Below are 22,665 nucleotides of genomic sequence, written 5' to 3' on the forward strand. Positions count from 1 at the left end.
TGCTGCAAAGCAATCGACGTCTAGCCGGAAAAGCCGCCTGCGCTGAGGAAGGCCGCCTCCTCTGCGGATGTCACGCGGCCCAGACAGGCGTTCCTGTGCGGGAAGCGGCCGAAACGGGCGATGATGTCCCGATGAATCACGGCGAACTTGTACGTCTGCGCTTCGGTCGCTTCATCCAGCAGAGCCAGAAGGTGGTCCTGATCCTCCAACGACTCGGAGTGCATCAGAGGCATCAGCATGAAGGGGCGCAGTTCCGCCGCGACCTGGCGATCATGTCCGCGCTCAATCGCTTTCTTGGCGAAGGCGACGGCCAGGGGGTCGGTTGCGAACATGTGGGCGGTGTCGCGAAAGGCGTTTCGCGGCAACTGGTCCAGCAGGATGATCAGGGCCAGGGCGGCGTCGGGCGTCTCCAGCCAATCATCCAACTGGCGCGCGGCGGCGGCGAATTGGCTGTCGCGGCACAACTCAGTGAACGCGCGGTCGAAGGCGGCGTCCTTGGCGAACCATTTTTCGGGGCCGGCCTCGGTCCAGAAGGCGACGACTTCGGCGGGGGTCAGAACTTGGGTCATGCCGCCAGCCTAGCAGCCGCGCGCCAGCGGGCGCGACCTTGCGACGGCTCTGACTTCGCAATTAGAGAAAGAAATGGTCGGAGTGGCAGGATTCGAACCTGCGACCCCCGCGTCCCGAACGCGGTGCTCTACCAGACTGAGCCACACTCCGACTTTACGCAATCAGACGAGCCGTGGCCGCCGCTTGCGTCGAGGAGGGGGCTTATAGCCATGCCGACCGGCCCTCGCAAGCGGGTAAATGAGCCTCCGGAAAAAACTCTTGGGCCGATGAAAATTCTTTCCTTTTCAGGTGTTGCATCCCCCGAAACCTTGGCGTATCTGACCGCTCCTCGCCGGGACGCACTGCGCCGGCGGGAACACCGGACCGCTGGGGAATGGTGTAATGGTAACACTACGGTTTTTGGTACCGTCATTCTAGGTTCGAGTCCTAGTTCCCCAGCCACCGTCCGATAAGGGTAGAGCGCATCACGCGCCCCCTTCGGGGCTCAGGTTTTACATCGGGTTTTACAGTTGATCTTCTGTTCCGGGTCTCCTGGAGCCGCGCGATCGTGCTCAGGCCGATGGCCTCTCCCGTTACATAAGGCCGCGCGATCTCCTTCACGCGGTTGAACTCTCAGCCCAGGATCGTGGCGACATCATCCAGCGGCAGGCCTGCACGGACGAGTTGGTGGCGGCCGTGCCGCGCAGATCGTGGAAGCGCAGACCCTCAAGGCCGGCGCTGGACCTGCCAGACCGTTTCGCCGCCTCATCCGCCTCAAGGCGGGCGCGCCTCACGCCGCTATCCAGGCCGTTGCCGGGCGGCGTCCAGGGCAGACCATCCGACGTCTGCAGGACGGTCGGGCATTCGCCGCGATCCAGATCATCCAGCACGGCCCTGACATGCGTTGAAACCCACACGGTGGCCTCGTCTTGCGCCCTGGCTGCGCGCGGCGTCGGCGTGGCTATCGTCAACGAACGACTGGCGCAGGCCTATGTGCGGGATCAAACCGTGCTGGGTCGGTTCAATCCAGACATTCTGCATGAACACGCCTTCGTGGTGTCCAGCAGCGTCAAGCCGTCGCGTCTGGCCGAGGAGTTTCTTAGAATGCTGTCACCGGCTCAAGAACCGGCTGGGGACTCGCTTGGGGGCGATTTCGGTCCGTAGGTTTCATGCCGAAATCAGCCTAGTTAATCACAATCAGACTGGTGAATCCGCGATTGCCTATAAGGGCTGGGAAAGCAGGGGGGGCCGTCGGGTCATGGCCCCCCGCCCGATCTTGGGCCCCCGCTCGTGTCCGGGACGGACTTGATTTATGCGCTGCAGAGCTAGGCGACCCAAATCAGACGCTGCTTCACCCGGACCGGCACGATACGCGGAAGAGGTGCTTAACGCCGGGTTGCGTCGGCGATCAGGGCGCGTCCGCGCTCTACAGCAGCTTGGGCAGTCAATGTCCCTGCATTGATCTGGTCCGCCAGATCCATCAGAGGGGCGCTGGTGACGGCGCCGGTTTCGGCGACCTCCTGAACATGGACGCCTCCCTCACGTGCGATCACGGCGTCCCATGCGGCGCGGACCTCAGCCCAGTAGTCTTTGGTCGCGGCCCAATAGTCGTCGCCGGGCTTGGGCTCGAAGGCCGTCGAGGCGTCATAGGTGTTGACCACGTCTTCCTGAACCACGGCCTGAGGACCACCGCCGTTACGCCCAGTCATCTTGACGTTGTCTTGAATGTGGACCCAGCCGCCCGGACGGATAACGTGGCGATTGGTCCCAAGATAACGGTCATAGACCGGGTTGCGCACGGCGTCGCGACGGGCCAGCGGACGCCAGGTCGGGCCGGACGTCCACACGGTCATGCCATTGTCGTAGCTCCAACGTCCGACGCCGCCATAGCGAGGCGAATCGTCCGTTTGCCAGACAGTCTGGGACCAGGCGCCGCGACGCTCTTCGGCCGACACAGGAGTCAGGGTCCACTGGTTCGGTCCGGCGTAGGTCAGCACGGTCTCTGGCTGATAGGCCCAGTCCTGACGCCAGTGTTTGACCAGTATGGTCTGGCCCTGGTGATACATGACCAGGATGTGCTGAAGGCTGATGCGATCGCCGGTGTCGTAGACGATACGCACGATCTCGGTGCCGCCAGACCGCTTGGGCTCGAGCGGCTGATAGTCCGCCTGCAGGCCAACCGTCTCGCGCATGTCGAAACGCACGCGATAATCGCCGACCTGGGCCAGGATGGCCTGACGGTCCTGTTCAAAGGCGCTGGCGGGCGGCTGGGTCTGGCCTGTCGCCGGCGAGGCGGGCAACGCCTGGACAGCCGGGGCGCCGGTCAGAAGGGCGGCCGCGATCAAGATTGCGCGCATGGGGGGTCCATTGGTTTGCGAAGGACGGGGTTTCAACTGACGCTTCCGGGGCATGGTCGAGCTCACAGGCGCACGCTCAGAGACACGCCGAAGTTGCGGCCGGGCTGGGTAAAGGCGTCCAGCGTCGCCGGTCGGGCGCCGACGGCCGGGCTGTTCAGGCCGCGCACGTCGCTCCACCAGGCGTATTTCTCGTCAAAGACGTTGAAGGCGCCGGCGCGCAGAGTGGCCCGTTCGGTCACGTTCCAAAAGGCGGTGACGTCCAGCAGGGTGAAGCGCTCGCCCGGCCAGCACAGACCGCCGCCGCATTCGTGGTTCGACTTGCGGTCCGACCAGGTGACCGTGGCGCTTCCGCCCCAGACGCCCGAGGGGGCGGCGTAGTTCAGCCCGCCGACCAGCTTGATCGGATCGACGCTGGTCAGGGCGCCGCGTTCGCCTTCCGTCTCCTGTTCGCCGTTGGCGAAGGAGGCGGCGACGATGGTCGAAAAGCCGTTGTCCCAGTGAATGTCGCCGCGCGCTTCCAGGCCCCAGATCTCGACCTTGGTCAGGTTGACGTACTGATAGATCAGCGGATCGACGCCCGGCACGCCGGTCCCGCTCACCACGACCTGATTGATGAAGTCGTCGTATTCCGTGCGGAAGGCCGTGGCCTGCAGCGAAAGGGCGCCGCCGAAGGCCTCCAGATTGCGGAAGCGGAAACCGCCCTCGATGCTCTCGCTGGTTTCGGGCTTCAGGTCGGGGTTCGGAATGGACTCATAGCCGAACACCGGGTTGGCGAAGAAGTTGTTCACCTGCATCGGGGAGGGCGCCTTGAAGCCCTGGGCGTAGTTGGCGAAGACGCCGAAATGATCGTCGGCCCAGTAGATGGCGCCGATCTTGGGCGACAGATGGCTGTCGCTCTGCCCCTCGGCCGGGGCCGGGAACAGGGCGTCGGCCTGCGGCGTCAGCTCGTACCAATCATAGCGCAGGGCCGGGATGATGCTGAGGCGGCCGCCCAGCAGATCGATCTCGTCCTGGATGAACAGGCCCGCCAGGTCGAACTCGGTCTTGGGGAAAGGCCGGGCGGGGAAAGGCTCGCCCATGGGCGGGACCGTGCCATCGCGGATGCCTTCCTGGGTGGTGCGCGACCAGTCGGCGCCGAAGGTGACCCGGTGACGAACGGCCTCGCCGCCGAAGCTTCTGGAGCCCTGCGCCGCCAAGCCCCAGACGGCGTTGTCGAACGTCACGTCGCGCGTGCGATCGACCGCAGGCGTACGGTCCTCATAGGTGAACTGGCGCGTGGTCGAATCCTGCCAGAACGCGGCCACAGAGCCCGAATCCAGACCCAAAACATCATCGAAACGCCAGTCGAGGCTGACGCGATCGCGCCGGGTCTCGTCATGAGCCGTCAAGCCGACGACCGTGGCCGAATAACTGCTCAGCGCCTCGCCATCCATGTCCTGATCGAAGTGATCGTAGGTCAGGCGCAAGGTGTGATGGTCATTCACATCCCAGACCAGCTTGGCCAACACGGCGTTGGAGGCGAAGTCCTGGGGATTGGGCTGGGTTCGGGCCGCGCCGACGCCGCCGGTCTCAGCCCTGTTCTCGGTCTCTTGAGCGTCGCGGCGGGTGTAGGCCAGCAGACCCGACAGGGCGCCGCTGCGCCCGGCCAGGGCCAGGCCTTCGGTCCAGCCCTCATCAGCCGAACTGTAGCCGACCCGCGCACGGGCGCCGAAGCTGCGGCCCGCCTCGATGAAGTCGGTCGGGTCCTTCGAGGTGAAGCTGACCGCCCCGGCGATGCCATCCGAGCCATACAGAGCCGAAGCCGGACCGCGCAGAATCTCGACCGACTTGACCAGATCCAAGTCATTATAGCCGCCGCGTCCGACCGCCTGGGCGCCGAAGGCGAAGCCGTCCGGCACCCTCACGCCGTCCTGGACGATCAGGACGCGGTTGCCGCCCATGCCGCGGATGGTGAAACCCGAATTGCCGTCCCGCCCGGCGCCCGACAGGGCTGCCGAGAAGCGGGCCGGACTGGTCGGAACGCTAACGCCCGGCTCGAACCGGATCAGGTCCTTGATGTCCGTGACGAGGTTGGTCTCGATGTCTTTTGCGGTGATGACGCTGACGCTGGCGGGCACCTCGTCGACGCGTCGTTCGGTGCGAGTGCCGACGACGGTGACCGGAGCCACCCGCACCGGTTGATTCAGGTCGATCTCAAACCCGTCCTCCGCGCTGGCCGGCAAGGCGGCCCCAAGAGCCGCGGCCCCGGCGGAAATCATCAATAGCGAACGCATAGGCGGCACCCCGTTTGAAAGAGGCCTCGCCTTTAATGCGAACGATTATCAGAATCAATAGCACTATTTCTATTTGGCTAAGCACTCTTAGGCGATGGCATGTGGCAGCGTGTTCCGCATTCGCTCATGTCGACCGGACAGCGCTACCTTCGCACCGAAACAACAATCCCGCCGACGAAGTCATTGATTTTAGGGGAACCGGAAGTTGCCCGTTTTCCTGCCTAACGATTGATTCGGCATCACTCAGTCTCGGACTTCCAAATGGAAGGCCGAGCTTGGCGGACTCGACGTGTCGAGGCTCGGCGGCTGTATCGAGTTGTTGAACCGGCTTGGGTGATCGTTGGGTCGACGCCCGGCCTTGGACGGTTCTGTCGATCTCATCAGGTCGCCGACGTAGCGCGGGTTCCCTGACGAAGGTTCGTCAGGACATGAACCAGTCAACCCTCGAGACATCAGCTCACGACGGGGGCATGAAGCGGGATGGGCGCGATCCTCCGGTTCTGAAGGCCACTGGATCGCTAGACGGGCCTGGAGGTCTCCAGGAGTTTGACGGCGCGTCTGAGCTCGGCATCGTCGAGGCTGGCGAAGCCGAGCCGGAAGGCGTTCATTTGGCCATCCTCTTCCAGGCAAAGCTGGCCGCCATGTGTCAGCAAGAGACCCGAGCCCTCCGCGGCGGCGGCCCAGGCCGAGGCGTTGATCGACGGATGAACTTTCACCCAGAGAGCCAGTCCCCCTGCGGGACGATCGAAGGCGACGGCGTCGCCGAGCCGTGCAGTGAGTTCATCCGCCAGGTGGTCGCGGCGCTGTTCGTAGACCTTTCTCGCCTTGCGGGCGTGACGGCCGAGATCGCCTTCGTCGATCAGCTTGGCGAGAGCGGTTTCCAGGAGGACATCGCCTTGACGATCAATCGCTTCGCGCAGATCTTTCATTCTTTCCAACAAGGCGGAGGTTCCGGTGGCGTAGCCTATCCTCAAGGCAGGAGCGAGCAGTTTTGACACCGAACCGATGTGTATTATCCGGTCTTCAGCCTGCGCACGCGCCGCCATGGGCAGAACCGGCCGGCCTTCGAAACGGTATTCGTGGTCATAGTCGTCTTCGATCAGCGTCAGTCGGCGCCGGCGCGCAATGTCGAAGAGCCGCAGGCGGCGCCCTGCGCCAAGAGTCACGGTGGTGGGATACTGGTGATGCGGCGTCAGATAGATCGCGCGGATCCCCGGGTCCTGGTCGAGCAGGCTCTCCAGGCGGTCGATATCCAGACCCAGGCCGTCCACAGGAGCGCCCACGACGCGGGCGCCCGCGGCGCGAAATGACTTCCAGGCCATGGGATAGCCCGGGTCTTCGACGGCGACCGCTTCACCTGGCCTGAGAGCGGCGCCCGCCACGAGGAAGAGCGCCATCTGACTCCCACGCGTGACCAGGATGTCGTCGGCGCCGACAATCAGGCCGCGTTCCGAAGACAGATAGCGGGCGAGGGCCGATCGCAGGGGCGCTGCGCCGCGAGGATCGCCATATCCCGTCAGCATTCTCAGCCCTGAGGCGGACACGGCGCGGCGGAAGGCGCGCGCCAGTTCTGCGCCAGGCATCAGCCGGGCGTCAGGCGCGCCGTCGGAGAATTTCAGGGGAGGCAGAGCGGTTCGCGCTTTGATCGGTGCAGCCCGGGCTTTGGCATGCCCTGCCCAGCTTCGGGCGCCCAGGTCCGGCAGGTCCCTTGCGACAAATGTGCCGCGGGACGCCTCGGAAACCAGCCAGGCCTGAAGCACCAGCTCCTGATAGGCGGCGTCGACCGTATTCCGGTGCACGCCGAGCGTCCCAGCGAGAGCCCTCGTCCCCGGGAGGCGATCTCCAGGCTTGAGCCGGCCACGTTCAATCTCGCGGATGATCGATTCCGCCAGGTTGATGAAGATGGGCCTGGAGGCGTCTTCTATCAGTTCAATGACGACGGTGCTGCGCGCCATAATCCGGCCTATCAGGTTTCGAAATAGCGGCACTTATCACGGGGCCGTTTCGCCGGTTATCCCAGCCGCTCTCCCATTCAGCAACACCGCTGCGGGACCAGAAACACGAGAAAGCGTCATGTCCGGGAAAGCTGTTTTCTATCACGCAGGATGCACCGTCTGCCTTGATGCCGAGAGGGGCTTCGCGGGCGCCCTGGACCCGGCCGCCTACGCCGTTGAAGTGGTGCATCTTGGAGAGACGTCCGAGCGCCTGGCGGAGGCCGAGGCCGCCGGCGTCAAGTCGGTGCCCGCCTTCGTCATCGACGGCGCCGTGTACCACATCAATCACGGCGCGGATCTCTCGGCCCTGCGCGGGTGATCTGTTCGGCTACGCTTCTTCCCCCGAAGCGCGGCCGCTGGGCGGGCGGCCTCCCTCTCGTCAAGCCGCCCGCCTCTTTTTGTCAGACGGAGACGGCATGACTTCCGACCTTGCGACGTGGGCTCTGGACCCGCAACTGGCCCAAGCCCTGATGCAGGAGCGCCAGCGCCAGCAGGACAGCATCGAATTAATCGCGTCCGAGAACATCGTCAGCGCCGCCGTGCGTCAGGCGCAGGGCTCGGTCCTGACCAACAAATACGCTGAGGGTTATCCGGGCCGCCGCTACTACGGCGGGTGCGAGGCGGTCGACATCGCCGAGAAGCTTGCCATCGAGCGCGCCTGCACCCTGTTCGACACGGCCTACGCCAACGTCCAGCCGCACTCGGGCGTCAACGCCAATCTGGCCGTGCTGTTCGCCCTGATCAAGCCGGGCGACCGCATCATGGGGCTGGACCTGGCCTGCGGCGGTCACCTGACGCACGGCTCGCCGGTCAGCCTGTCGGGCCAGTGGTTCGAGGTCAGCGCCTATCGGGTGCGCGAGGACGACGACCTGATCGACTATGACGACATGGAACGGCGCGTCCTTCAGGATCGGCCGCGCCTGATCTATGCAGGCGGCTCGGCCTATCCGCGCCGCATCGACTTCGCCCGGATGCGCCAGATCGCGGACAGGGTCGGCGCCTGGCTGGTGGCCGATGTGGCCCACTACGCCGGGCTGATCGCGGCGGGCCTCTATCCCAATCCGACGCCGCACGCTCATGTCACCACCTCGACCACGCACAAGACTCTGCGCGGCCCGCGCGGCGGCCTGATCCTGTGCAACGACGCGGAACTGGCGCGGCGCATCGACAAGGCGGTCTTCCCCGGCACGCAAGGGGGGCCGCTGATGCACGTCATCGCCGGCAAGGCGGCGGCCTTCCACGAGGCGCTTCAGCCCGATTTCGTTGAATACTCCAGGGCGGTGATCGAGAACGCCCGCGTGCTAGGCCAGACGCTGGCGGACGGAGGCCTGCGCCTCGTGTCGGGCGGAACGGACTGCCATCTGGTGCTGGTCGACCTGCGCCCCTTCGGCCTGACCGGCAAGGCGGCGGTCGAGGCGCTGGAGGATCACGGCCTGATCGCCAACAAGAACTCGGTCCCCTATGACACGGCCTCGCCCATGGTGACGTCGGGGCTGCGGCTGGGTTCGCCGTCCTCGACCTCGCGCGGGTTCGACGCCGAGGCGTTCCGCACGGTCGGCGGCATGATCCTGACCATCCTCAAAGGCCTGCGAGACGGCGATCTCGACAGCGCGGCGGTGAAGGCGCAGGCAAGAGAACTGACGCGGGCCTGGCCGATCGCCGGACCGGCGCTGACGCCCGCCTAAGGAGGTTCTGAAGGCGCGTGCGGGTCATCTCGATTCAGAGCCAGGTCGTCTACGGCCATGTCGGCAACAGCGCGGCGGTCCAGCCGATGCAGGCCATGGGGCTGGAGGTGGCGGGGGTGCCGACCACCCTGCTGTCCAATCACCCGCACTATCCCACCATGCGCGGCCGGATTCTGGAGACGGAGCTGGTCGCCGACCTGCTGCTGGGGGTCGAGGAGCGCGACCTGCCGATGACGGCCGGGGCGGTGGTCACGGGCTATATGGGCTCAGCCGCCAATGCGGCGGCGACGGCGGGCTTCCTGCGGCGCTGGAAGGCGGAGAATCCGGCCCTGCTGCACATCTGCGACCCGGTGATCGGCGACGATGATCTGGGCGTCTTCGTCGCCGAGGGCCTGATCGAACAGTTCCGCGACGCGCTGACGCCGATGGCCGACATCATCACCCCCAACCAGTTCGAACTGGGCCGACTGGTCGGCGAACGGCCTGATACGGTCGCGGGGGTGATCGAGGCGACGCGCATCCTGAGCGCGCGCGGCACGGGGCGGACAGTGGTGACGGGCTGCGTCCTGACCGACACCGCGCCAGGCGAGGTCGAGACGGTGGCCGTCGAGGGCGGCGTCGCCCATCGCACCTCCATCCCCCGCATCCCGATCCGGCCCAGCGGCACGGGCGACCTGTTCACCGCCTATCTGACCGGCTGGCTGATGCGCGGCGAGGGGCTGGCCGAGGCCGCCGCCCGCGCCACCGCCGGGGTCCAGACCGTTCTGCTGCGGACCCAGGCGGCGGGCGCCTTCGAGATGCGCCTGACCGAGGGCTAAAAGCCCTCAGTCGAAGCTGGCGACGGCGGCGATCACCCGATCCTGCACGGCCTCGTCCAGATAGGCGCTCATCGGCAGGCTGATGACCCGTTCCGCCTTGGCCTCGGTCACGGCCAGACCGCCGGGGCCGACCGGGTGTTGGCGATAGGCGGGCTGGCGGTGCAGGGGGATCGGGTAATAGACGGCGGTGGGCACGCCTTCAGCCTTCAGATGGGCGGCCAGGGCGTCGCGATCGTCATGCTCGACGGTGAACTGGGCCCAGACCGACCGGCCGCCGGGAATGACCACCGGCGTCGCCGCCACATGACCGGCAAGCCCCTGCACATAGTGCTCGGCGATGCGGTTGCGGCGCTCGATCTCGTCCGGGAAGATCTTCAGCTTCTCCAGCAGGACGGCGGCCTGCAGCGTGTCCAGCCGTCCGTTCATACCCAGACGCGGGTTCAGGTATTTCGGGTCGTGGGCGAAGCCCTGCGCCGCTGGATCCGCCGCCGTCGCCTGACCGTGGACGCGTAAGGAGACGAGGTGATCCATCAGGGCCGCCTCCTTCATCAGCACGGCCCCGCCGTCGCCATAGGCGCCCAGCGGCTTGGCCGGAAAGAAGCTCAACGTCGTGGCGTCGGCCCAGTGGATGGGGTGCTGGCCGTTCAGGGTGCAGCCGAACCCCTGAGCCGAATCCGCGATCAGCTTAATGCCGTATTGCTGCGTGATTGCCGACAGGGCGGGATAGTCTGCGGGCTGGCCGAACAGGTCCACGGCGATGACGGCGCGGGGTTTCAGCACGCCCTCGCGCTCGACCGCCTCGACGGCGGCGCGCAGGTGGTCGGGGTCGATCGTCCAGGTGTCGGGACGGATGTCGATGAAGACGGGCGTGGCGCCCGCCAGCGCCACCACCTCGGCCGTAGCCGCAAAGGTGAAGGCGGGGCAGAAGACGGCGTCTCCCGGCCCCACGTCCCACGCCATCATCAGCAGCACCAGTGCATCCGTCCCGTTGGAGCAGGAAAGGGTGTGCGGCGCCTGTCCGAAGTCGCACAGGGCGTGTTCGAAGGCGCCGACCGCCGGACCCATGATGTACTGGCCGCTGGCGGCGACCTCCAGCAGGGCGGCGTCGATGGTCGCGCCGATGCGGCGGCGCTGGCTGAGAAGATCGATGAAGGGAATGGTCACGCGGTTACTCCGGGGAGTGGAGGAAAGTCAGGCCCAGTCGGCTCAGGCCCAGTCGGCTCAGGGCAAGTCAGCTCAGGCCAGACCTGGCCAGTAGTGCCCGTTCGGCGTCGGGCGCGGGCCGAAGATGGCCTGGCCGACGCGGACCACGGTCGCGCCTTCGCGCACGGCCAGTTCGTAGTCGCCGGTCATGCCCATCGACAGGCCGGTGATCCGCGCATCGATGCGCTCGGCCATGTCGCGCAGGGACCGCAACAGGGTGAAGCAGGGCCGCACCCTGTCCGGGTCCTCGCTGAAAACCGCCAGCGTCATCAGCCCCTGCGGCTTTAGCCGGGGAAAGGCTTCCAGCCGTTCGATGAAGTCCAGGGCATCATCGGGATGCAGACCGAACTTGCTCTCCTCGCCCGAGGTGTTGACCTGGACATAGACCTTCATGTCGCGGCCGTCGGTCTCCAGCCGCTTGTTCAGCACCTCGGCCAGCTTGAGACTGTCCAGCGCATGAAACTCGTCGGCCAGACGGGTCAGGTATTTGACCTTGTTCGATTGCAGGTGGCCGACGACGTGCCAGCGCATCGACAGGTCGGCCATGGCCTCGGCCTTGTCGCGGGCCTCCTGTAGCTTGTTCTCGCCGAAGTCGGTGACGCCCGCGGCCCAGGCCAGACGCAGGATCTCGGCCGGAACCGTCTTGGTGATCGGCAACAGACGCACGCTGTCGATCGGCCGTCCGACCTGTTCGCAGGCGGCGGCGATGCGGCGATGGACCAGCGCCAGATTGGCGGCGAACCGCTCGCGCGGGTCAGCACCGAAGCGTTCGAGGTTTTCAGGCGAAAGGGTCACGAAACATACTCCCGACACAGGCGGCGGCCCAGCCGCGCGATGACTTCATAGTCGATGGTCGCGCCGTCCCGAGCCAGTTGTTCCGGCGTGCGATTGGGGCCCAGAAGTTCGAGCTGATCGCCCGCTTTCAACGCATCGGGCGGCAGGTCGCTGATGTCCACGACCAGACTGTCCATCGAGATGCGCCCGACGAAGGGCAGCAACCGCCCCTCGAATGCTGCGCCGCCGGTGGCCGACAACTGACGCGGCCAGCCGTCAGCATAGCCCACGCCGATGGTGGCCAGACGCATTCCCTTCGCCGCCGTGACGGCCCAGCCGTAGCCGACCCCCGCGCCCGCAGGCACGGCGCGTGTCTGGATGACGCGGCCCGTCACCTCGACCACCGGCTGCATGGCCTTGGCCGAGGGCGAGGCGTCCAGACCGAACAGGGCGGCCCCGACCCGGCACACGTCATAGTGATAGTCTTCGCCCAGCCAGCAACCGGCCGAGTTGGCCAGCGAACGCGGAACGCCCGGCCGCGCGTGGGCCAGAATGCGCTCGAAGGCCTGACGTTGCCGTGCATTGCCCGCATGGCCGGGCGTGTCGGCGACGGCCAGGTGGCTGAGGATCAGGCGCGGTTCGATCCAGCGGATCGGGCCCTCTGGGTCGAAGGCGAAGGCGGCGTCCCCGGCCGGCAGGCCCAGCCGCGACATGCCGGTGTCGAACTGGATCGCCGCCGCCAGCGGCCGCCCGACCGCCCGGCCCAGACGCGCCCAGTCCTCCATCTGTTCGCGGCTGTTCAGCACCGGGATCGCTCCGGCGGCGAGGGCGGCGTATTCGGCGCCCGGCGCCAGACCGTTCAGCACGAACAACTCGGCGTCGGCGGGCAGGACGCGGCGCAGATCCACCGCCTCGAACAGATGGGCGACGAAGAAGGCGCGGCATCCGGCGTCATAGAGGGCGGGCGCGATGCGGGCCGCGCCTAGACCATAGGCGTCGGCCTTGACCACGGCGGCACAGGCGGCGGGCGCGATCCTGTCCCGCATGGCGCGATAGTTGGCGGCGACGGCGCTCAGGGAGACGCGTATCCGGCCGCCGCCGTGGTCGGATCGGCGGCCCGGCTGGTCGGTCGGGAACAGGGCGAGGGCAGGCAAGGGACGGAAGCTTTCACGGCGTCGGCTCACCGCCGACCTCTGCACCCTAGCCAGCGCCGCCCCGGCCATTCCCCGCCACGTCGGCGCAGATCGTCAGACCGCTTTGTAAGCGTCGATCACGCGGGGAACAGCTTCGCCAGCCGACCGACGGCGGCGTCGATCTCGGCCGGGGTCGAGGCGGCGAAGCCCATCAGCCAGCCGGGACGGCCTGCGCCTGCGTCGTGCAGGGGCGTCAGGCCGGTCAGGTGGACGCCCACGCGCCGGGCCGCGCGCACCGTCTCGGCCTCGTTGAAACCGTCCTTGAGAAAACAGGGCATCTGCAGCCCTCCGGCGGGCCGGTCGGGCGTGACGACGTGGGACAGACGCGCCGTAACCGCCGCCTCCAGCGCATCCAGCCGTTCCTCATAGACGCCGCGCATGGTGCGGACATAGGCGCCGAACCGGCCGTCCTCGATGAAGCGCGCCAGCGTCAACTGGGACACCGAGGCGGTGAAGCCGTCCATCAGGCTGCGGGCCGCGACCATCGGCTCGACCAGCCGGCGCGGCAGGATCAGATAGGCCAGCCTCAGCCCCGGAAACAGCGATTTGGTGAAGGTGCCCAGATACAGGGTCCGGTCGTGCGGGTCCAAACCCTGCACACAGGCGGTCGGCCGCCCGGCGTAGTGAAACTCGCTGTCGTAATCGTCTTCCAGAATCCAGGCGTCATGATCCGCCGCCCACTGGATCAGGGCCAGACGCCGGTCCAGCGACAGGGTGCGGCCTGTTGGAAACTGATGCGAGGGGGTGACGAAGACCGCCCGCCCGTCCTCACGCCGGGCCAGCAGGTCGTCGGTGCGCAGCCCCTGCGCATCGACCGCCACGGGCAGGCGCTTCAGACCCGCCGCGTCTATCGCCTTGGCGGCGCCCTGATAGGCCGGGTCTTCGATGAAGACGCCGTCGCCGGGATCGGCCAGCACCCGCGCGCACAGGGACAGGGCCTGCTGCGAACTGGTCAGGACCAGTATCTGGTCGGGATCGGCGCGCGCCCCGCGCTCCAGATTGGCGTATTCGGCGATGGCGCGGCGAAGGCGCGGATGCCCCTGCGGATCGCCGTGATGCAGGGCGGCGGCGCCTTCCTCGCGTAGGGTCAGGCGGTGCAGCCGGTCCCACTGAGCAAAGGGAAACAGCCGCGTCTCCGGTACGCCGGGCGAGAAGGCCAGCGGGGCGTAGGGGTCGCGCAAACGGCCGCTGTCGGCCATCGCCTGTCCGCGCCTGCTCAGGGTCGGCGCCGTTGCGGGTTGCAGGGCGGGACGGCGACCCGCCGGGCGCAGCACCCCGCGCTTCAGGCCCAGTTCGGTCAGTTCGCAGACGAAGCTGCCGCTGCCGACGCGCCGCTCGATGAAACCCTCGGCGTGAAGCTGGGCATAGGCCGTCTCGACCGTATCGCGCGACACGCCCAGCGACCGGGCCAGAGTGCGCGACGAGGGCAGGGGCCGCCCCGCCGTCAGCGACCGCTCGACGATCAACTGGCGCACGGCGCGCTGGATGCGGGCGTGCAGGGGCAGGCCGGACTGGGCCGGGTGGTCCATGAAGGCCTGGACGGAGTCCAGCTGGGCGCGCTTCAGCAATGGTCTGGGGCTTCTTTCCAAAGTGGCCGGAATGGCCCAGCCAATGCAGCGCTAGGTGTCACGCCCCCGGCGGGATGGCAATGTCGCCGCCCGTCCTGTGATGGGATTTGATGTCATGGGCGCTTTCGATTTCGCCGACTTCTTCAGCCGCGATCTGGACGACCTGAAGCAGGAGGGCCGGTATCGCGTCTTCGCCGATCTGGAGCGGCTGTCGAAAGGCGCGCCCTACGCCTGGGATCATCGGCGCGGGCGGACCATCACCATCTGGTGCTCGAACGACTATCTGTCGATGGGCGTCCATCCCGAGGTGGTCGAGGCGGCGCAAAATGCGATCCGCACTTATGGCGCGGGCGCGGGCGGCACCCGCAACATCTCGGGCACCAGTCACGAGCACGTCCTGCTGGAACGCGATCTGGCCGATCTGCACGGCAAGGAGGCGGCGCTGCTATTCACTTCGGGCTATGCGGCCAATGACGCGGCCCTTTCGACGCTGGCCTCGCGCCTGCCGGGCGCGGTGATCTTTTCCGACGCCCTGAACCACGCCTCCATGATCGAGGGCATGCGCCGCTCGGGCGTGGAAAAGCACATCTTCGCCCACAACGACTGGCGCGACCTGGACCGGCTGATGAGCGGGGTCTGCCGCTATCGGCCCAAGCTGGTCTGCTTCGAGAGCTGCTATTCGATGGACGGCGACTTCGCTCCCATCGCTGCCATCTGCGACGTGGCCGAAAAACACGGCGCCTTCACCTATCTGGACGAGGTCCACGCCGTGGGCCTGTACGGCGCGCGCGGCGCCGGCGTGGCCGAACGCGACGGCCAGTCGCGCCGCATCAGCATGATCCAGGGCACCCTCAGCAAGGGGTTCGGCGCCATGGGCGGCTACGTGGCGGGCGATGCGGCGGCGGTCGATTTCGTGCGCAGTCACGCGCCGGGCTTCATCTTCAGCACCGCCCTGCCGCCCTCGGTTGTGGCCGGGGTGCGGGCGGCTTTGCGGCATTTGAAGGCCGACGGCGCGCCGCGCCGGGCTCTGGCCGCGCGCGCCGCCTCGATCAAGACGGGGATGCAGCGACTGGGCCTGCCGGTCCTACCCAGCCCCAGCCACATCCTGCCGGTGATGATCGGCGACGCGGCTACGGCGCGGGCGGTGACGGACGCCCTGATGGATGAGCACGGGGTCTATATCCAGCCAGTCAACTTCCCCACCGTGCCGCGCGGGACCGAGCGGCTGCGCATCACGCCCACACCCCTCCATGATCAGGAGGACGAAGAGCATCTGCTCGAGGCGTTGGCAAAGGTCTGGCGCGAGAATGCCGACTGGCGTCGTTTTTCTTCTCTGGCGTTGATGAACCATCAGTACAGGGAACAGGTCTGGCCGTAGGTTTCCGTCCACCGCATCGCCTGACCCGTCAGGTATGCGTGTCTTGGGTGTAAATACACCTTGAAGCCTGAGGTGTAACCCTTTGTCATTATTAGGTTCTCTGCCATGGAGAATGTCACTTGTTCTTCTGATTATGAGTTCTGAGCCTGAGTCGTTCATCTTCGGTGGTTAAGAGGCTTGCTTGAGAGCGATCCAATCGTTGACGACGGCTTCAAGCTGGTCGAGCGGCAGTTGACCCTGCTGAAGGATAAGGTCGTGGTAGGCGCGAATGTCGAACGCTTCGCCCAGGGCCGTTTCGGCGCGGCGTCTTAGGTCGATGATTTTCAACTCGCCGACTTTATAGGCTACCGCTCCGGCGGGAGCGCCGATGTAGCGAGCCAACTCGGTGTCGATGTTGATGTCCGCCAGAGCGGAGTTCTCAGTGAAACACGCTCGGGCCTGTTCATAGGTCCAGCCAAGGGCGTGAATTCCCGTATCGACCACCATCCGGCAGGCGCGCCACATCTCGGTCGACAGGCTGCCAAAGCGTTCGTAGGGGCTGCGATAGACGCCCATCTCGTGGCCGAGTCGCTCCGCGTACAAGGCCCAGCCTTCGCGATAGGCCAGCATGTCGCGCGCTTGGCGGAAGCTGGGCAGTTCCGGGTTTTCTTTCGCCAGCGCCATATGGGTGTGGTGGCCCGGGGCCGCTTCATGAAGGGCTAGAGCGGGCAATTCATACAGGGGGCGCTGGTCCAGATGGGAGGTGTTGACCAGAAAGCGGCCGGGCTGTCCCGCCGCGAAGTCCCCGCCGCCGTAGCGGGCCGTGGTGTAGTTCTCTTCTACATCCAGAGGCACGGCTTCCACAGCAAAGGGTTGGCGAGGGAGTTGAGAGAACCAGGCGGGCAGGACGCCATCGATGCGTTTGGCGATGATGGCGGCCTGGTCCAGCAGAGCCTGCCGTGATGTGGCGTAGAACTGAGGATCGGTTCTGAGAAATTCCAGCCAAGCCGCGAAATCGCCCTGGAAGCCCGTTTCGGCGATGACCGCGTCCATCTCCTTGCGGATCCGCGCGACTTCGGACAGGCCCAATGCGTGGGTCTGCTCAGCCGTCATGTCGGTGGTCGTGTAATAGCTGAGCAGGAAATCGTAATAGGCCCGGCCGTTTGGTACGGTGTTGATGCCAAGTGCTGGGCGGGCGGCTGCCCGATAGGGACCCTCGATGTAGGCCAGGGCCGAGAGTTGGGCGGGCCGAACATGATCACGCAGAGCCGCTATGGCTGCGAGGCGAAGGTCTCGGCGTCGTCGCTCCGGAATGGTCGAGGCCAGGTGCTCCAATGGAGCGAGCAGTGCGTCATCTTCGATAGCGCGCCGGGTCTGAGCGCCCAGAACATCCATGGCGACGCGAACGACGATATCGGGATGCGTCCAGCCCGTTGCGACCCCACGCTGAAGATTGGCCTGCTGCTGCTCGAAATAGGCGGGAATGGCTGTCAGTCGCTCAATCCAAGCCTGGGCTTCAGCTTCGGTGCGGGTTCGAAGGCCGCGCGCCGTATAGTAGGGCACATTGTAGAAGCCGTCGTGCGCCACGAAGGCGAAGCGATGTTCGTCCATCGCCAGGCCGTCGAGCCGCCAGTCGATCAGGCGAGCCATATAGTCGCGGTTGAGCGCGTCTTCCCCCGTCAGCGCTTTGATGTGCGGCGACCCAAGGCGTTCTTTCAGCGCCTTCAGCGCCTCCGTACGCGCCGCCAAGTCCTGCGGAGCTTCCATGGGCCAGTGCAGGCGCGCTGAAGGTTGATCGGACCGGCCCGTCTCGATGGGGTGGGTGGTGCTGAAGCGCTCGTAATCAGTGAACAAGGTCTGCAACTCGGGCGACGTCGCCGATGCTGCGCCAGTTGGCGATATAACGCCTACCACGATGAGAGGCAGCAAAAGCCGTCTGCCGAGTTGGATAGTGTTCGCCATCATGGTCTTTCCTCCCTTATCTAAAATTAATATAACCAAAATCACGCGATTGTAGAGATATTTTTTGGCATCGTCCTTGATTGCGGCTAATGAAATTATATAACCATATTCACGCGATTTTGGGTTCGGTTGGTCCGGTCTCGTTATGAGCTGGCCGATTTGATCGAGGGGAAAGTGATCATGAAATGGCCTGCGCAACGTCTGTCGAGCGGATCCAAGAAGAGCTTCGGCATGTATCAGGAGGCGTCAGAACTGGCGCGAAACGGCGCCGATCTGATCCGCCTGGAGGTCGGCCGTCCATGGGCCGACACGCCGCTGCATATCAAGGAGGCGGCGAAGGCCGCCCTTGATGCGGGCATTGTGCATTATGGAGATTTTCGCGGAACCCTCAGCCTTCGTCAGGCGCTGGCGGCCAAGCTCAAGAGCTTCAACAGGATTGACGTTGATGCCGACGAAATCCTGATCACCAATGGTCTGACTCATGCCTCTTATGCAGCCTTTATGGCTGCTATCGACCCCGGCGACGAGGTCATCCTGCTTGAGCCCTATTATCCGCAGCACATCGGCAAGGTGGAGATGGCGGGCGGCGTCGTGGTGTCTGCGCCTCTCGATGCCTCGGACAATTTTTCAATCAAGCGCGAACTTATTGAAAGCCGGATCACGCCGCGAACGCGCATGATCGTCCTGGTGAACCCGTCCAATCCGACCGGGCGGGTCTATACGCGCGCTGAACTGCAGATCATCGCCGATCTGGCCCTTCAGTACGATTTGCTGGTCCTGTCGGACGAGGTCTATGAGTTCATCACCTATGAGGGCCACCAACACCTGAGCATTGCGGCCCTGCCAGGAATGCGAGAGCGCACCATTTCCTGCTACGCCTTCACCAAGGCCTACTCGATGGATGGCTGGCGGATCGGCTATGTCGTGGCGGACAAGGCGTTGATGCCCGCCCTGCTGTCGGTGACGATGAACGATGTCACCCACGTCAACGTCTTCGTTCAGGAGGGCGCTCTGGCGGCGGTGACGGGCCCTCAGGAGCCTATGCTGGCCATGGTCGCGGCGGATCAACGCAAGCGCGACATGGTGGTCGAGGCATTGAACCGCATTCCCGGCATCACCTGCGAAGCGCCTCAGGGAGCCATTTATGCGTTCCCGGACATCAGTGCGACGGGGATGGCGTCCGCAGATCTGGCGCGTGCGATTTTGCGCGACGTGCATGTCGTGACCGAAGCCGGGGGCTTCTACGGTCCAGCGGGTGATCGCCATCTGCGCGTCTGCTTCGGGTCGGAATCGCAGGAGCGGCTGGTCGAAGGCATGGCGAGGCTGACCGCCTTCTTCAGCAAGCTCTGACAGTCCCATCCCTGCATCGCCCGGAGGGGGAAGGCGATGCAGGGGCGATCTATTTTGGCAGGAGAGGGGAAACCAGATGAAAAAGATGAGGGTAGGTCAGCTCGCCGGCGCTTTGGCGCTTGTGTTGGCGTGGGGAGGCGCAGGCGTCGCCGCCGCCAGTGACCATGCGGCCCTGATAGGTCTCTATGATGAGTTCCGCAGTCTGACGCAGCCAGCGATCAAGAGCGGCGTGCCGGATTATACGCCCCTCGCGATGGAGCGGCAGCTGGACGCGCTCGAAGCGCTTAAGGCGCGGCTGGAGGCTATCGACGATTCGCGCTGGCCGGTGTCGGAACGGGCGGATTACATGCTGGTGCTCGCCGAGATGCGTGGACTGGAGTTCCAGCATCGCGTTCTTCAGCCGTGGAAACGCGATCCCGCCTACTATAGCGTCACCAACCTGGGCTTTGGCCCCAAGCTCCATAACGCCTTTGATGTGCCGCAGCTTCCGATCGCCGCTCCGGCGGTCGTCCAGTTGAAGGCGAGCCTAGAAGCGGCGCCAGCCATTCTTGCTCAGGCGCGGCTCAATCTGACCGATCCGCATCGTGATCTGGCGATGTTGGCCATTATTCAGAAGGACGTGGAGATCAACGTCTTTTCGCGACTGGCGGAGCAGGCGCGCCTTCATCACCCGGAATTGGTTCAGCCTGCACTAGCGGCGGCTGAGGCGTCACGTGAGTTCCGGGATTGGTTGAAGGAAATCCAGGCGGACCTTCCCGTTTATGCTGGCGTCGGCGACGCCAACTACGACTGGTATCTGAAGTACGTCCTGCTGTTTCCTTATAGTGCAGATGAAATCCGCATCATCGGTCAGCGAGAGCATCAGCGGACGACCGGCTGGCTGGCTATGGAAGCGCACCGGAACCGCAACCTTGAGCGGGTTGAACCCGTCGGATCGCGTGAGGCGTTCGATCGGGAGCGGGAGGAAGCGGATAACGAACTGCTCGCCTTTCTGCGCGACAATCAGATCGTCACTGTACCGGATTACCTGAGGCACAATCCTGATGAGGGGCCTTACATCCTGCCGTCGGAACGCGATCCGGCCCGAAAGGGCCTGTTTGAGCCGCCGCTTGACCTGCACTTCTTTTTCCAGGCCGAGTTCCGTGATCCGCGACCGTTACGCGCTCATAACCTGCCAGGTCATGCGTTCGATCATCTGGAATGGATGCGGGACGAGCGTCCGATCCGCGGCAAGCCTCGGCTGTTCTTTGTCAGCGGGGTGCGATCCGAAGGATGGGCCTTCTATCTGGAGGAACTGATCCTGCAGATGGGCATGCTGGACGGCCGGCCTACGGGACGCGAAATCGATTATGTGCTGGCGGCCAAGCGCGCGGCCAGACTGGAACCCGAATTGAACATGCACGCCAACCGCTGGACCTATGCTCAGGCAAAGGATGCTTTGGTGAAGGGCACGCCGCGATGGATGGAGGCGGATGACGCCATCGCCGCCTTCGATATCGAGCTTTATCTGCGCCAGCCCGGCTACGGCATCGGCTACTACATGGGCAAGGTCGAGTTGGAAAAGCTGCTCTCTGAGCGGTTCATGGATCAGCGTGACGACTTTGTCCTGGGCCGTTTTCACGACGAATTTCGTGCTTCGGGCGCCTTGCCTATCTCGCTTATCCGTTGGGAGATGACCGGCCGAGATGACGAAGTGCGTGAAATGCGTCAGGCGCCGCCTATCCCGCAGCCGCGTCCTTAGGCGGGGCTGAAGCCTGCGCGGAAAAAAAACGGGCGGGTCTGTTGCAGACCCGCCCGTTTTTTCGGTCAATCCTGGCTCAGGTCGACCTCGGACAGCGGAGTGTGATCCCACAGCTTTGATATTTCGTCGTCGTAACCCGTCAGGTCGTAACGCAACAAAGACACGGGGAGGCGGCCTGCGCGCATCAGGTAGTCGTGGAAGTCTTTCAGCACGAATTGATCGCCAAGTTGTCGAGCGCGATCCACCAGCAGTTTCTGTAGCTGGAACATTCCGACCGTATAACTCATCCCATAGCCGGGTGGTCGGCGCAGATAGATGGCGGCATCGACCCGAGCCACGTTATCGTCGAGGAACGGCGTCCACGTCTTCCAGTATTCCATGGTTTGCTCGACGGTCATTTCGTTGCGCTGCATGCGCACATCGCCGATGGTGCGCGCGGCGCGAAACAGGCCGAAGACATAGATGAACTCCCGCGTCCGGGGGCGTTCATCGAACAGGCCCAGTTGCAACGGAACTTCTTCGACATAAAGGCCCCAGCCTTCGGTCCGGCCGCTGTCGCTGATGTGCGCGCGGATCGGATGGGTCACGCGCCGGGCCATGTGGCCGTCAAAACGGTGTCCGGGAATGGTCGCGTGCAGATGATCCGGGGAGACGTCTCGGTACATGATCTGTTCCCAGAACATCGGCCCATCGCGGCGAACGACCCAGGGCGCGTTGAAGCCCATCTCCTGCCAGGTCTGCGGCACGAAGTCGGGAATGGTGATGAACCCTTCCTCGACAAGCCACTTGCGGATCAGGGCGTCGCTACCGGCCAATTGCCCATGATACGCCTCTGCCGAGGTCGGCAGGTCGAGTTCCGGCAGATCGCGATTGCGATGACGCTCCAATACATAAAAGGCCCAGGTTCGATCCAGTTCTCGTTGGGCGAGATCAACGATCTGATCCGAGTCGTAGGGCATCAGTCGGACATTGGTCAGGAACCAGTCATAGGCCTTGCGCCCGACGCCAGCCTTACCCGTCATCGAAGGACGGTTCCTGATCAACCAGTCTTGGTAGTCAGCAATGGCCCTGCGCGAGGCCTGGATGGCGGGAAGCAGTTCCGGCTGGTCCGTTGCTGCCCTTTGCTCCATGTCAGCATACCATCCCATCAGCCCGGCGGGTTCGACCGCTCGATAGGGCATGCCGTGGCCGACGCCGTCGCCGTTCGACAGGTTGTGAATGGCTAGATCGGCGTAGTCGGCCGCGACTGAGTCCAGATTGATCCGAGCCTGAGCCAGAAAGGCCGGGATGACCTCCAGGCGTGCGTGGAAGGCGGCCTTTTCATCGTCTGCGACCGGCAGGCTCGTATAGGCGAGTTGTTGTAGTTGATCGATGTAATAGCCGGGATCGCGGGCCCAAGGTTTGGTGACCTGCAACAGAAAGTCTCGCTGGTCCATCTGGGCGCGTACGGCCAAATAGTCGACTTTTTCGGACCGTCGCCACGAACCGGGATCCAGGGACGCAAAGCGAGCCTGCAGGGCCTGGAGCTCTGAAAGGCGGCGCTGGCTGGCGGCGGGGCTGTGGTCAGGCCAGGGGCCGACGCCTTGGTCCGCCGTTACGGCGCGAAACTCGGTGAACAGGTTCACCAGGGCGCTGTACTGGGAATGGCTCGCTACAGCCTGAGCCTGCGCGTCGGGTGTAGTGATTCTGGCCGATGCTCCGGACGCAATGGATAACGCTCCGATGGCTGTCAGGCTGAGTGCTAATAGGCGCGCTCTGGTCATGAAATCTCCCTCCTCCATTTTGGAATAACCAAAATAATACGATTTCGGTGATGATTGCATAAAATTATTTTAGAGATA

Annotated in this window: 18 protein-coding genes and 2 tRNA genes; 8 read left to right on the forward strand and 12 right to left on the reverse strand. The window is 64.9% G+C overall.

The features are described 5' to 3' along the window. Positions 1-20: 20 nt before the first annotated feature. Both DA69_RS03315 and DA69_RS03320 read right to left on the reverse strand, forming a co-directional pair. Positions 21-569, reverse strand: a complete 549-nt coding sequence (locus DA69_RS03315; RefSeq protein WP_025977469.1) for a DUF924 family protein — start codon at positions 567-569, stop codon at positions 21-23. Between the two features lie 74 nt (positions 570-643). Further along, positions 644-720, reverse strand: a tRNA-Pro gene (locus DA69_RS03320). Positions 721-937: 217 nt separating this feature from the next. Between DA69_RS03320 and DA69_RS03325 the strand changes: the two genes are divergently transcribed. Further along, positions 938-1,011 (forward strand) — tRNA-Gln (locus DA69_RS03325). A gap of 155 nt (positions 1,012-1,166) precedes the next feature. Here DA69_RS03325 and DA69_RS14670 read toward each other — a convergent pair. After that, a complete protein-coding gene (locus DA69_RS14670; protein WP_167349617.1) occupies positions 1,167-1,466 on the reverse strand; it encodes a hypothetical protein in 300 nt (99 codons plus the stop codon). A 1-nt stretch (position 1,467) separates the two neighbouring features. Here DA69_RS14670 and DA69_RS03335 point away from each other — a divergent pair, with 1 nt between their 5' ends. Then, positions 1,468-1,713: a hypothetical protein gene (locus DA69_RS03335; RefSeq protein ID WP_025977467.1), complete on the forward strand. Its 246-nt coding sequence runs from the start codon at positions 1,468-1,470 to the stop codon at positions 1,711-1,713. A 221-nt stretch (positions 1,714-1,934) separates the two neighbouring features. Here the strand turns inward: DA69_RS03335 and DA69_RS03340 are convergent, their stop codons facing one another. From DA69_RS03340 to DA69_RS03350, 3 genes are all read right to left on the reverse strand, one after another. Beyond that, positions 1,935-2,906 carry a DUF6607 family protein gene (locus DA69_RS03340; protein WP_025977466.1) on the reverse strand — a complete coding sequence of 324 codons (972 nt, stop codon included), beginning with the start codon at positions 2,904-2,906 and terminating at the stop codon, positions 1,935-1,937. Positions 2,907-2,968: 62 nt separating this feature from the next. Beyond that, positions 2,969-5,179, reverse strand: a complete 2,211-nt coding sequence (locus DA69_RS03345; protein ID WP_025977465.1) for a TonB-dependent hemoglobin/transferrin/lactoferrin family receptor — start codon at positions 5,177-5,179, stop codon at positions 2,969-2,971. 518 nt (positions 5,180-5,697) lie between these two features. Next, complete coding sequence (locus DA69_RS03350; protein ID WP_029972549.1) at positions 5,698-7,134, reverse strand: PLP-dependent aminotransferase family protein; 1,437 nt, start codon at positions 7,132-7,134, stop codon at positions 5,698-5,700. A gap of 118 nt (positions 7,135-7,252) precedes the next feature. Between DA69_RS03350 and DA69_RS03355 the strand changes: the two genes are divergently transcribed. From DA69_RS03355 to pdxY, 3 genes are all read left to right on the forward strand, one after another. Further along, positions 7,253-7,492 (forward strand): thioredoxin, encoded by a 240-nt coding sequence (locus DA69_RS03355; RefSeq protein WP_025977463.1) that lies wholly within the window; start codon positions 7,253-7,255, stop codon positions 7,490-7,492. 97 nt (positions 7,493-7,589) lie between these two features. Then, complete coding sequence (gene glyA / locus DA69_RS03360) at positions 7,590-8,858, forward strand: serine hydroxymethyltransferase (protein WP_025977462.1); 1,269 nt, start codon at positions 7,590-7,592, stop codon at positions 8,856-8,858. Positions 8,859-8,875: 17 nt separating this feature from the next. Beyond that, entirely contained in the window at positions 8,876-9,676 is an 801-nt protein-coding gene (pdxY, locus tag DA69_RS03365; protein ID WP_025977461.1) for a pyridoxal kinase, read from the forward strand. Positions 9,677-9,682: 6 nt separating this feature from the next. Here pdxY and DA69_RS03370 read toward each other — a convergent pair whose 3' ends face one another. The 4 genes from DA69_RS03370 to DA69_RS03385 all read right to left on the reverse strand — a co-directional run bounded on the left by DA69_RS03370 (position 9,683) and on the right by DA69_RS03385 (position 14,414). Next, a complete protein-coding gene (locus DA69_RS03370; RefSeq protein ID WP_025977460.1) occupies positions 9,683-10,840 on the reverse strand; it encodes a DegT/DnrJ/EryC1/StrS family aminotransferase in 1,158 nt (385 codons plus the stop codon). A 72-nt stretch (positions 10,841-10,912) separates the two neighbouring features. After that, a complete protein-coding gene (locus tag DA69_RS03375) occupies positions 10,913-11,674 on the reverse strand; it encodes a YggS family pyridoxal phosphate-dependent enzyme (RefSeq protein WP_025977459.1) in 762 nt (253 codons plus the stop codon). Continuing rightward, positions 11,671-12,837, reverse strand: a complete 1,167-nt coding sequence (gene alr / locus DA69_RS03380; protein WP_235599202.1) for an alanine racemase — start codon at positions 12,835-12,837, stop codon at positions 11,671-11,673. Before alr ends, DA69_RS03375 begins: the two co-directional genes overlap by 4 nt. 86 nt (positions 12,838-12,923) lie before the next feature. Beyond that, positions 12,924-14,414 (reverse strand): PLP-dependent aminotransferase family protein, encoded by a 1,491-nt coding sequence (locus DA69_RS03385; RefSeq protein WP_025977457.1) that lies wholly within the window; start codon positions 14,412-14,414, stop codon positions 12,924-12,926. A 115-nt stretch (positions 14,415-14,529) separates the two neighbouring features. Between DA69_RS03385 and hemA the strand changes: the two genes are divergently transcribed. Continuing rightward, positions 14,530-15,792, forward strand: coding sequence for a 5-aminolevulinate synthase (hemA, locus tag DA69_RS03390; RefSeq protein WP_051582103.1), 1,263 nt, complete (start codon positions 14,530-14,532; stop codon positions 15,790-15,792). A gap of 168 nt (positions 15,793-15,960) precedes the next feature. On the opposite strand, the gene DA69_RS03395 is transcribed toward hemA, so the two are convergent. After that, positions 15,961-17,736 carry a DUF885 domain-containing protein gene (locus DA69_RS03395; protein WP_082891423.1) on the reverse strand — a complete coding sequence of 592 codons (1,776 nt, stop codon included), beginning with the start codon at positions 17,734-17,736 and terminating at the stop codon, positions 15,961-15,963. Between the two features lie 177 nt (positions 17,737-17,913). Here DA69_RS03395 and DA69_RS03400 point away from each other — a divergent pair, with 177 nt between their 5' ends. Both DA69_RS03400 and DA69_RS03405 read left to right on the forward strand, forming a co-directional pair. Further along, entirely contained in the window at positions 17,914-19,083 is a 1,170-nt protein-coding gene (locus DA69_RS03400; RefSeq protein WP_025977455.1) for a pyridoxal phosphate-dependent aminotransferase, read from the forward strand. 76 nt (positions 19,084-19,159) lie between these two features. After that, on the forward strand, positions 19,160-20,824 hold the full coding sequence (locus DA69_RS03405; protein ID WP_082891424.1) for a DUF885 family protein: 1,665 nt from the start codon (positions 19,160-19,162) through the stop codon (positions 20,822-20,824). 65 nt (positions 20,825-20,889) lie between these two features. Here DA69_RS03405 and DA69_RS03410 read toward each other — a convergent pair whose 3' ends face one another. Beyond that, positions 20,890-22,587 carry a DUF885 family protein gene (locus tag DA69_RS03410; protein ID WP_167349628.1) on the reverse strand — a complete coding sequence of 566 codons (1,698 nt, stop codon included), beginning with the start codon at positions 22,585-22,587 and terminating at the stop codon, positions 20,890-20,892. Between the last annotated feature and the right edge of the window lie 78 nt (positions 22,588-22,665).

This window comes from Brevundimonas naejangsanensis (genome assembly GCF_000635915.2).
In the GTDB taxonomy this organism is placed as follows: domain Bacteria; phylum Pseudomonadota; class Alphaproteobacteria; order Caulobacterales; family Caulobacteraceae; genus Brevundimonas; species Brevundimonas sanguinis.